Genomic DNA, 11,224 nt, shown 5'->3' with positions numbered 1-11,224 from the left:
TAAAGGTTACGTTATAAAGTTCTCTATCTGCTGTTTCACTTTACCTGGATAGTCCGTGATAATTCCTGTCACGCTTGGATGGATGAGTTTTTTTACGTCTTCTTCTTCGTTAACGGTCCAAATAAACACATTCATACCTGCTTGTTTGGCTTCAATTAGGTCTTCTAAATCAATTGTTTGATAGTGTGGATGTAAAGAATAACATGGAAGTCCAAACGTCTTTATTAACTTCACATGATTCACTAAATTAGAAGCATAAAGCAACCCAATTTTGGCATGACTGTTTAATTGTTTCAAACGGTAAAGAGCTTTATGGTTAAAAGAAGAAAATACAACTTGGTCTAACCTTCCATACCTTTCAACTAGCTTTAGCAGTTTTTCTTCATCTCCTCCTTTTCTGTCTGATCTATACTTAATTTCCAAATTTAGTATTATATTCGTCGGGACATGCAGAAACACCTCTTCAAGTAACGGGATTCTTTCCCCTGCATACTTCTTGTGAAACCAACTTCCTGCATCTAACTTCTTCAAGTCACTCACGTTGTTCTCGTTGACATACCCTGTACCATTCGTCGTCCGATAAAGAGAGTAATCATGAATGACAACAAATTCTCCATCTTTTGATAGCTGAACGTCTAATTCAATTCCCTCACATCCTTGTTTTACTCCTAACAAAAACGAAGCAATTGTGTTCTCAGGAGATACACCCGATGCCCCTCGATGCGCGATTATTAATGGCTTCGTGACCAATTTTTTTCCTCCCCTAAGCAAAATAAAAAGAGATCACCAATTCTAAAAAAACCCCTAACCCACCCCAAAGAAGGGTTAGAAATAAATTTAGAATGGATGATCTCTTATATACTCTGTCCATTACTTTTTATTTAGTTTGTTTTTAAAACATACCATATTTTCACATATTCCACAAGGTATTATTTTGAATATTCCCACTATTAAACTAACTTAAACTAACTTAAACTTCTTTCTTCCTTCTATATAATGAGACAAATAGTAAGATTATTCCTTTTTTTAGTTATAAAGAGGGGAAAATAGCTTCAGATTGCATCAATAAGAAAATCTTATATACAAGCCTCTACCTAAATATCAGGGTGGAACGAATCATGATTGATGAAGCATGTTATAAACTTGCTGAACGTCTTTATCGCCTCTACCTGACAAGTTTACAATCATTACATCATCCTTTGTTAGCTCTTTCGCTAGTTTAACGGCATGAGCCACGGCATGCGCGCTCTCTAAAGCAGGGATAATTCCCTCCATTTTAGAAAGCTTTTGGAACCACTCTAATGCTTCTTCTCCCGTAACCGTTGCGTATTCAGCCCGACCTGTTTCTTTTAAATAACTGTGTTCCGGACCAATTCCTGGATAGTCAAGACCTGCTGCAATGGAATACGTAGGCTTTGGCTCGCCGTTTTCATCTAATAAAGTGAGACATTTAAATCCATGAATTACCGCAGGAACTCCTTCTGTTAACGTTGGTGCCTCGGCTGGCTCAACCCCTACTAAGCGAACACTTTTTTCGTCAATAAAGTGAGCAAATGCCCCAATTGCATTGCTTCCACCGCCTGCCACAGCAACAACAGCCGTTGGTAGCTTTCCTTCTTTCTCAAGAATTTGTCGCTTCGCTTCTTCACTAATAACCGATTGAAAATATTTGACCATTGTTGGAAACGGATGCGGTCCTACTGCTGATCCAAGTAAGTAAAACGTATTTTGATAGTTTTCAACTAAATCGGCTAACGCCGCATCAACGGCATCTTTTAACCTGCCTTGTCCCTGATCAACCGGAACGACTTTTGCTCCAAGCAATTCCATTCGAAATACATTTAATGCTTGGCGTTCTGTATCAAGTTTTCCCATATAGATCGTGCAATCAATGCCAAAGATGGAGCAGGCTGTTGCCGTAGCGACACCATGTTGCCCAGCTCCTGTTTCAGCAATAATTCTTGTAGCGCCCATACGTTTCGCTAATAAAATTTGTCCGATCGCATTGTTGATTTTATGCGCTCCCGTATGATTTAAATCTTCTCGTTTTAAGTAAATTTTTGCACCACCCACTTGCTCTGTTAAATTTTTAGCAAATGTTAACGGATTTTCGCGCCCAACAAACTCTCGTAAATAATAGTGAAACTCGCTTATAAAGTCCGGATCATCTCGATACTGCTCAAATTGTTCATCAAGAATTTCTAATACTTTTGCCAAATCCTCTGGCAAATAACTTCCTCCGTATTCACCAAAAAAACCCTTTTCACTCATATCGAATCGCCCCTTCAAATCTCTCTTATCCAATTAGTCGATTATGATGTCCCATATTCGACAGAGGCATTCATTTCCCCTTCTTTTTTGAATGAAGTCCGATTACATGCTTATTCCAGATCCTTTTGTCAGGCGGTTCACCTTTTCCTCTTCCGACGACGCTACTTTCTCCTTTTGACGCTGCCGTTCGCTCTTTCTCTCTTCTCGACAACGTTACTTCTCCCTTTCCTAACAACTTATTTGTTAAAAGTTACTTTCTCGACTATCAAGCAATAGGGAAGCAGTCACTCCAACCACTAAACCCAGTAATAAAAATGACATTCCACCACGATTATTTCTCGATCCAACTAGCTGTTGCACTCTTCTTCCCCAATTAAATACAGAAGCAATCCAGAAAATATGGTTGATCATTGAACTCATCATTTCACTTTCCCCCTTTTCGTTACAGTTATTATTATTAATTTTTCTAAAATTATGAGGACAACTTCCCCTCATTTTCTGCGGATTGCTCTTACCTACACACAGATGTCGCTCTTTTTTATCGCAATAACCGATTCAACCTCATCACACCGGCCACTTTTCCTGTGAATAAGCCATTTCCCAAAACAGATACTCATACTGGCTGCTTCTCATAAAAATAGTTTCCATTCGTTGCTTCTCCTCATCCGAAGCATGTTCAGCCCAATCATCCAAACGAGTAATTTGTTCTTTCACCAATGTTCCAAACCATTCATCTCCGTACGTATCAATCCACTTTTGGTAAACAGGATGTCCTGGTGTCGATCCTTTATATCTCTCTCCAATTTCCCAGTACAACCAGTAGCATGGAAGAATCGCTGCAAGGACCTCTCCTAAAGACCCCTTATACGCGACAGAGAATAGATGATTTGTGTAAGCGACAGCGGTTGGTGCAGGCTCTTCTGCCATATGACCTTCGTTATTTTTTTCTAGTCCTAAATCTTTTGCAAAATCTTCATGTAACATATGCTCTGCATCAAACGTGGATTTAGCATGAAAGGCCATTTGTGATGTTGTATGAAAATCCAGTGCTTTCGCCGCCCCAATGGCTTGTACTTGGGCAAATCGAGAAAGGTAAAAAGAATCTTGTTGCACATAATATGTAAAACACTCTAGTGGCAATGAACCATCTGCTACTCCTCGAACAAATGGGTGGTCAAAGCTTGCCTCCCAAATCGACTCTACATTTTTACGCAGGTGTTCTGAAAACTTCATCACGTCATCCTCCCTTTTAGTCAAACGGCTGTTCTTCGCATTCTTTGTAATGATGAAGTACTGTTCTCCATATGTTCGTTCCATTGCGCTCCAGCCACTTTTCCTGCAATATTTCAGTTCTTTTCATTCCCAGAAAAGAAAGAGGACTTCTTAAAAGAAGTCCCTCTTTTATGCTCAACATTATACCGAAGTAAATGAACCTTTGTTCAAATAATGCATTAAAATCTTACTTAAAATAGGATACAAAAGAGCGAAGAAAACCATATTCCCAATCGCATGATTTGTATCAAATGGCAATCCTGCTAAATAGTAAGCTAAAAAACGTTCAGTAATCACCAACATATTTAACGAGATAACAAAGCCATATAAATAGCCACAAAAACCAGCGTACATGATGAGCAAAATAAATGGAATACCCCATTTAGAATGAGCACGTCCAAGCCAACCTGATACGAGACCGATCAGAGACCAAGAAACAATTTGCCAAACGGTCCAAATTCCTGTTCCTAAAGCCATATTCGTCAACACTGTACTAATGAACCCTAAAATGAGGCCATTACTAGGTCCAAGGAACATGGCTGTTATAATAATAATAGACGTGACTGGCTGTACATTAGGAATATGGACAAATGCCATACGCCCAACTACACAAAGCGCACTTAACATGGCGAGCAACGTGATTCGACGAATCGGCATTTCTTTTATTCAAGTGACGCGTAATGAAAATGGATCATGTCCTCATGCTCAAGTTCATACTCATTAGCACCTACTAACGCCTCTTCCCCGTTTATCGTATAGAGCCAATAACTAGATGTTTCATCGTCTGATTCTATTCCGTTTATACCAGATATAAAAGCTCCTTCATACGCAGTTGTAATTTCATAATGTTCCTGCATCACATCCATAAGTGTTTGGCCTTCTTCAAACGATACCGTATTCTCACTTACTACATTTTCTTGATCATCTTGACTTAGTACAATGGTGACATATGGTTCTTCAACACCTTCTTCTACATCATCTTGTGTATCAGCAGGCGTCTCCTCTTGGGCTGGGTCTTGAACCGGATCTTCCACCGCCTCATTATTCGCTCCACAACCGGTAATGGTTAACAATACTGCAAACAAAATCGAAAACATAAGTCTCATATGAGTTCCCCTCCAAATTAATATCGATAATAGTTTATCCGCCTACTTGGTAAGAATGTATAAAAGTTCAAGTGAGTGCGGAATCTTGCCTCTATCTTCCTTCGACTTTCCTTTCCATCCTCATTACGTCCTGTTGTTTCTTTGTCAATAGAAAAAACGCAGCAGAGCCAATTAACGAAGTAACAAATAAAATGAACCCCATTGGTATAGCCGTTGATTCATTCATTCCAACAAGCGGCGAGACCATGGATCCAATCACTAATGAGAACGTTCCTAACAACGCACTAGCACTTCCTGCACGATGTCCTTGGTGTTCCATCGCCAGTGTAAATGTACTGGTTGTAATCATCCCCATGGACGTCATGTATATAAAGATCGGAATGACAAGAGTCGCCAATGGGCCTTGGATTACCGTCATCATGAGCAAGAATAAGGTTGCACTTACCGCAACTAAAACGCCGATTTGCAGCAACGTTCTTTCATGCACGATTCCCCCGAAGCGTCCAATGATAAAGCTTCCCAAAATAATGGCTAAGCCATTGATTCCAAATAACACACTAAATACTTGAGGCGACACTTCGTATATTCCCTGATACACAAAAGGCGTTCCGGCTACATACGCAAAACTTCCACCATGAATGAATCCAACCGTTAATGCATATCCAATAAACGATCGATCTTTACACAAGCTCCCCATCGTCCTTACAGAATGCCCTACTGTACTAGGAATTCGTTTTTCCGCGGGTAAAGTCTCCTTTAATTTCATGGCAACGACCAACACAATCAAAAGACCAATCAAACTTAAAAAATAAAAAATCGTATTCCAGCTTGCAAAAGGCAAAAGCAAAATAGCTCCTCCAGCAATGGGTGCAGCCATTGGCGCAACTGCATTAATGACCATTAATAGTGCAAAGAACTTTGTCAATTCACGCCCACTAAACACATCACGGACAACCGCACGTGAAATCACAACTCCCGCTGCCGCTGTAAAACCTTGCAAAAAGCGCGCGATAACCAACACAAAAATATTCGAAGCCAAAGCACAAAGAAGAGAAGCGAGCGCAAATAAAAAGAGCGAAATTAATAACGGTTTCTTTCTACCCTGCGCATCACTAATGGGCCCTACAACGACCTGACCAACGGCAAGTCCAATCAAACAAGCAGTTAAACTTAGTTGTACAAGAGAAGCACGAGCTCCTAAATCATCAGCTATTTCAGGAAAACTCGGTAAATACATATCTATATTAAGCGGTCCTAATACAGCAAGCATCCCGAGCAGAAAAGCTAAAGCTAACCGTTCTTTTCCAGTTGGATTATGTAACATACATCATATAACACCTTTCTTGTTTTTCTAGGAGTCTAAAAACATTTAGTAGATTACTAGTATATCTGACTTTAGTATGAATGAACACAAAGAAAAGTAACATCCCGCCCCCATTACGGAGTTACCATGTTACTTTCCGAGTATTTTTTCCTTGTTATACGAAACGTTGGTCAACCGTTACTTTTTATAAAACAACCTAGAAAGTGCTACACCAACGGCGCCCAATCCAATAAATAAGATCGCTCGAACAAAAATGGAGATTGCTTCAATGTCGATAAAGATGACTTTTAATAACGTTAAGAACAGCAAAGCAACACCAAGCAGGCGGACATACTTACTGTCTTTCAGTACCCCTAAAACTACCCCTACAATCGCATAACTAGCCCAGAGTACTGAGACCGTAACGTTCTGAACCGTTTGTGCGTAATCGGCAGTGGCCACATTCCCTATCTGTGTAATAAAAGCTAAAATCAACAAAGCCGTACTACCAAATAAAAAATTCAGCATTGCTTTATAGTCGTATGACTTTTTAAAAGTTGCCTGAAAGAAAGAAATCAACTCTCTTAAAGCAATCATGCTTCCAATTAGAATAATCCAAGCAATAGTCTCATATGAAGCCACGCTAGAAATGGGTGTAAAAATGGTTATCATAGCACCAAATGCGTATACAATGCAGGCAAATACAATTTGCAATTTCGCTCTTGTAAAGAATCCAACATATAACGCCACCATACCTTGAATAAGCAAGAACACACTCATATACTCAAAACGGAACACATCAGCCAGTAACATCGCGAGCGCATACGTTGCAATCGGCATAAACACATGAAGGTTATCTGTTTTCCTTTGTACGTAAGAGAAACCAACATACATCAAAAAGGCAACAACAAGAAAGATCGCTTGATCAAAATGGCTAGTTGAGGCTACCCAAATATGTGTCAAAACGAAACTACTTACTAACATAGCCTTTTGCTTGTTGACAAACACGTTTCGTAAGAAGAAAGCACCTAGTAAGAAGATGTGTTGAATAATGACCCCAGCTAAAATAAATGTACTGCCATCACCCGTGAACATTAAATAAGCTAGTAGGGATACATGCAGGAATATTGTAGATACATAGTAAAGAGTGACATAAGCTTTTAGCAAAGCAAAATAAAGCAGTCCAAGGAAAAATAAAATTTCATAGCCAACAAACAAATACACATTTGTTGATGTACCTTGCACTAAAAAAGGAACGAAGAAACCAGCAATGGATGACAATACTGCTATTGATTGAGATTTATGTGTATGAGCGAAATAGATTCCTGCTCCTACCCACAACACATTAAGTACAAACGCTATAAACCCAGGAATCAATCCATATAAAGCATTCCCAGCAAACGTACTTAAGATCAAAACCACAATCGCTCCGCCATACAACACTTGCCCAAGAGTGTTTCGCTTATGCCTAAACTGATGATACCCAAACCAAAGCAACAAAGCAGATGCTACGTATCCTAATAGAACCCGGACTATTTCATTAATCACACCAACATCAATTAACGCTTTGAACCCCCATAAAACCCCAAGTAACAGCACAATAATAAAAATTCTTGGCAACCATACTTGCCCAATTAATCTTTCATAGTCGATGTCCTTTTTAGGTCGTGGGTGTTGAATGGGTCTATTCGGTGCTATTCTAGGCTGAATAGGAGCTTTCTCTCTTTCTTTTGCCTTAGAGTCTTTCGTTTCCTTCACCAGCTCAGTCAATCGTCCGACTTCACTCTCCAATTTCTGTATTCGTTCTTCTAGCTCTTGAACTTTTTGTTCATTTGTCATTCCCTCTCCTCCACAACACCTTTTCTTAATTTTACCATTATCAATAAAGGTTGGGTTGAATAATTGGAATTTTCAACCAGTTTATTTGTAACAAGCATAAAACATGCAAGCTATAATGTTGGTCAAATGAAAATAACGCAAGACTCGAGCAACTGCCCTTGTTTTACGTTTAGTAAAGGTTATATAAAAAGTAGAAAGTGCTTCGACCTTGAACTTGTCTTTCCATTCATATTAGGTGCGATTAAATTGGGAAGAGCCCCCCTCTTTGTCTCAATCATTTTATTCATACATGCAAAACTGTTCAATTGGTAAAAGTAATACATACACCGGAATGAATAAGGTTTAATTCATGAAGAAAAGGATGATCTCGCATGAAAAAAGCAACCATCCATCCGAAAATTTTGTTTACATATGAAATAGCTATGGCACTGTTAGCTTTAACTTCTGTCATTTTTATGATGAGCGAAAATCCATTCATTCAAAATCTAGATTATTATATTTGGATGATCTTTGTTGTGGATGTTAGTGTACGCTTTATCGTCAGTGAAAATAAGTGGGAGTATGTTAAACGTAACCCATTTGATATTATTGCGATTATTCCATTAGATAATATTTTTCGACTGGCCCGATTAGCTCGTCTAGTTCGTTTATTGAGAGCCTTTGCAATCATCAGCCATTATTTAAAGCCTTTCTACCAAGTAATACGAACCAATCATCTAGACAGAGTGCTTGCTACACTTTTTATTCTTATTTTTGTTGCTGCCATTCCGATTCAATTGCTTGAACCATCCATTCCAACTTATACGGATGCCGTTTGGTGGGCCATAGTAACTGCTACGACTGTCGGTTATGGTGACATTTCCCCCGTTACAATTGTCGGGCGATTGATTGCTATCGTTTTAATGCTCTTTGGAATTGGCCTACTTGGGATGGTCACTAGTTCGATTGCTTCTTACTTCATGCAAGAAAATAGAGAAAAGGAAGAAGAGCAAGACCATACGATCACGTACTTAAAAAACGAGGTTAGTCGAATCCATTCTATGAACAACAAGGAATTAGAACGATTAAAATCAATTATCGACACGTACAAAGATCCTACAACAAGATAGGATTCAAACGGCCAGTATCTTAAAGAAGCATAAGCAACCGCCTATGCTTCTTTTCTTAACTCTTTTTCTCTACTTAGTAATGGAAATTACAGCATCGTTCCATGTATAAATGAAATAACAAGCTCCACTCCACTCGTTTGTTGCTTGATCATTTGAGTAAGCATCGTTTGTATCAGTTACAAGGTTAATACTAATGGCTGCTTTTCCAATTCCATAGCTTAACGCTTCATAAAGTAAGACACATTCTCTTTAAGTGATCAGATGGATTATTGGCTTTGTGTTTGTTAGTTTTTATATAATCCTTCATTATAAAATGGTAAAATAAGGAGGGTATAATTGGGTACCAAACCTTTTTTCCTTTAGTTGACTTGAACACTCTAACAAAAGCGGAACTTTAGCAGAGATTGTAAATCTATAAACCTAGGGGGGATGCATTATTAAACCGTATTTCATACTTGTTAGTGCAGCTATTGCCATTCTCATTATCCTATCTGCAGTGAACTATAATCAGGTTACCCGCATTGATCAACAGCTTCATACACTTAATAGTTTGCAAGATGATGTTCGAGAAATTTCCAATTCCGTACATACTGTTTCTTCTCAAGTGGAAATGAAAATGGATGAATTTTTACAAGAACAATTATGGGTCATGAAAAAAGAATATAAAATACTGAATGTTGATTTTGAGAAAAACACTATCAAAGTACTATTGGAATGGGGAGTGCGCGAGCTTTCAGAACAAGAGCAACTATCATTTATGTACCGAGAGGTCGATTCCAAGGATTGGACTGAACTGGAAGTTACGAATCGGAACGGGTTAAATTACTCCCTTGAATACACATTTCCTCTGAGAGGCAACTATGAAACTCAAATACTTGCCAGCTCAACAGAAGGTAAGCGAAGCGAGACCTTATTAAATTTAGAATTCAAGCAACTACTTGATACGCGAATTATGACAGATGCTTATTTGCATTATAGCGAGAATGGGCATGTCGATTTTAACGTGAATATTCACAATTTAATCGAAGCAGAATTAAATCTGACGGGTTCCAAAGAGTCCTTTAAAATAAAAACAGCCAAAGCCTTTTTATATGTTAATGGTACTGTGAACAGAGAGTTTGATTTATTGGCTGGATCTCAAGATTTTCATAGCGACGAATACAGCGAGTACCTGAATTATCATAATTATGTAGATTTGGAAGGCGAAGTTCAGGATTTGAATGAGGTTGAACTTCGAGTGATCGTCGAAGACGGTTTAGGCTTAACGTACGAAACAATCGCAGAAGCCATGCAGTATTAATCTCCCATGTTCCAAACACTTCGGCTCAAAGCGAATTACTATAATGTGATTCGCTTTTTTTAATGTTTCTTATTTCTCTAGCTGCAAGTATCTCATGTCGTGTTACGAAGGGATAAGGGTTCGTCTCACAGGGGAACATGATGTATTCCAAGTAGTATAATCACGATGTAACCGTCGGCTTAGTGTAGAAGATGCTGTTTCTCAGGAACAGCGCTCTTCAGTGCCTTGAACATTTTGTTCATGCATAAAAAAACACTTCACCATTGAATTGGTTTTTTTCTGCCTGGCAACGTCCTGGCTCGCTATTTCTCTTCTACGGGGAAGATGGGCATGAAGTGTCTCTTAGGTCGATCTCACGTTGTATTACGAAGAGAAACAGCTCGGACTCACCCTTTCTCTTCTACGAGGATGATTTCCATGAAGTGATTTCTCGGAAGTGTCCCACGTCGTGTTACGAAGAGAAAGGGTTCGTCTCACAGGGGGACATGATGTTGTTTCGGGAGAAGTTTACTCACGATGTAATCATCGGCTTATTTGAAGAAGGTGCTGTTCCTCCGGAACAGTGCTCTTCAGCGCCTGAACATTTAGTTTATGCGCACAAAAAAAGACAATCCAATGGATTGTCTTTTATCTGCCTGGCAACGTCCTACTCTCACAGGGGGAAGCCCCCAACTACCATCGGCGCAAAAGAGCTTAACGATCGTGTTCGGCATGGGAACGAGTGTGACCTCTTCGCTATCGCCACCAGACTATATATTGAACATCGGATTACCAAAAGGTTATCGTAGTTCACATTTGAGATAGCTCTCTCAAAACTAGATAATGCGTAATAGAAACGTTTCAAGAATATATTGGATAAGTCCTCGACCGATTAGTATCTGTCAGCTCCACGTGTCGCCACGCTTCCACACCAGACCTATCAACCTCATCATCTCTAAGGGGTCTTACTGGATTAACTCCATGGGAAATCTCATCTTGAGGGGGGCTTCATGCTTAGATGCTTTCAGCACTTATCCCGTCCACA

General features: G+C 39.2%; 11 protein-coding genes and 2 rRNA genes. 2 read left to right on the top strand and 11 right to left on the bottom strand.

Features of this window, described 5'->3' with window-relative positions; all coding sequences use genetic code 11:
• Positions 1-6: 6 nt before the first annotated feature.
• The 9 genes from N0O92_RS18280 to N0O92_RS18240 form a co-directional block, all read right to left on the bottom strand.
• Positions 7-750: a glycerophosphodiester phosphodiesterase gene (locus N0O92_RS18280; protein ID WP_315616108.1), complete on the bottom strand. Its 744-nt coding sequence runs from the start codon at positions 748-750 to the stop codon at positions 7-9.
• 366 nt (positions 751-1,116) lie between these two features.
• A complete protein-coding gene (gene trpB, locus N0O92_RS18275; protein ID WP_315616107.1) occupies positions 1,117-2,271 on the bottom strand; it encodes a tryptophan synthase subunit beta in 1,155 nt (384 codons plus the stop codon).
• A 70-nt stretch (positions 2,272-2,341) separates the two neighbouring features.
• Complete coding sequence (locus tag N0O92_RS18270; protein ID WP_315616106.1) at positions 2,342-2,482, bottom strand: hypothetical protein; 141 nt, start codon at positions 2,480-2,482, stop codon at positions 2,342-2,344.
• A gap of 32 nt (positions 2,483-2,514) precedes the next feature.
• Positions 2,515-2,694, bottom strand: coding sequence for a hypothetical protein (locus tag N0O92_RS18265; RefSeq protein ID WP_315616105.1), 180 nt, complete (start codon positions 2,692-2,694; stop codon positions 2,515-2,517).
• A gap of 141 nt (positions 2,695-2,835) precedes the next feature.
• Positions 2,836-3,504, bottom strand: a complete 669-nt coding sequence (gene tenA, locus N0O92_RS18260; RefSeq protein ID WP_315616104.1) for a thiaminase II — start codon at positions 3,502-3,504, stop codon at positions 2,836-2,838.
• A 180-nt stretch (positions 3,505-3,684) separates the two neighbouring features.
• Positions 3,685-4,200: an ECF transporter S component gene (locus N0O92_RS18255; RefSeq protein ID WP_315616103.1), complete on the bottom strand. Its 516-nt coding sequence runs from the start codon at positions 4,198-4,200 to the stop codon at positions 3,685-3,687.
• A gap of 5 nt (positions 4,201-4,205) precedes the next feature.
• Entirely contained in the window at positions 4,206-4,649 is a 444-nt protein-coding gene (locus tag N0O92_RS18250; RefSeq protein WP_315616102.1) for a DUF4430 domain-containing protein, read from the bottom strand.
• A gap of 91 nt (positions 4,650-4,740) precedes the next feature.
• Entirely contained in the window at positions 4,741-5,973 is a 1,233-nt protein-coding gene (locus N0O92_RS18245; RefSeq protein ID WP_315616101.1) for a Bcr/CflA family efflux MFS transporter, read from the bottom strand.
• 177 nt (positions 5,974-6,150) lie between these two features.
• Positions 6,151-7,791 (bottom strand): DUF2339 domain-containing protein, encoded by a 1,641-nt coding sequence (locus N0O92_RS18240; RefSeq protein WP_315616100.1) that lies wholly within the window; start codon positions 7,789-7,791, stop codon positions 6,151-6,153.
• Positions 7,792-8,162: 371 nt separating this feature from the next.
• On the opposite strand from N0O92_RS18240, the gene N0O92_RS18235 reads away from it, so the two are divergent.
• Together N0O92_RS18235 and N0O92_RS18230 are read left to right on the top strand one after the other, a co-directional pair.
• Positions 8,163-8,900 carry a potassium channel family protein gene (locus tag N0O92_RS18235; protein ID WP_315616099.1) on the top strand — a complete coding sequence of 246 codons (738 nt, stop codon included), beginning with the start codon at positions 8,163-8,165 and terminating at the stop codon, positions 8,898-8,900.
• A 616-nt stretch (positions 8,901-9,516) separates the two neighbouring features.
• The gene (locus N0O92_RS18230) at positions 9,517-10,200 is read left to right on the top strand and encodes a hypothetical protein (protein WP_315616098.1); all 684 of its coding nucleotides are present in this window, start codon (positions 9,517-9,519) and stop codon (positions 10,198-10,200) included.
• Positions 10,201-10,833: 633 nt separating this feature from the next.
• Here the strand turns inward: N0O92_RS18230 and rrf are convergent.
• A 5S ribosomal RNA gene (rrf, locus tag N0O92_RS18225) occupies positions 10,834-10,949 on the bottom strand.
• Positions 10,950-11,051: 102 nt separating this feature from the next.
• Positions 11,052-11,224: ribosomal RNA gene (locus N0O92_RS18220) — 23S ribosomal RNA — on the bottom strand; the annotation flags it as partial.

The organism is Alkalihalobacillus sp. MEB130 (assembly GCF_032335535.1).
Taxonomy (GTDB): domain Bacteria; phylum Bacillota; class Bacilli; order Bacillales; family Bacillaceae_D; genus Halalkalibacter.
Note: the sequence above shows the minus strand (reverse complement) of the source record. Positions and strands in the feature narration are given on the sequence as shown.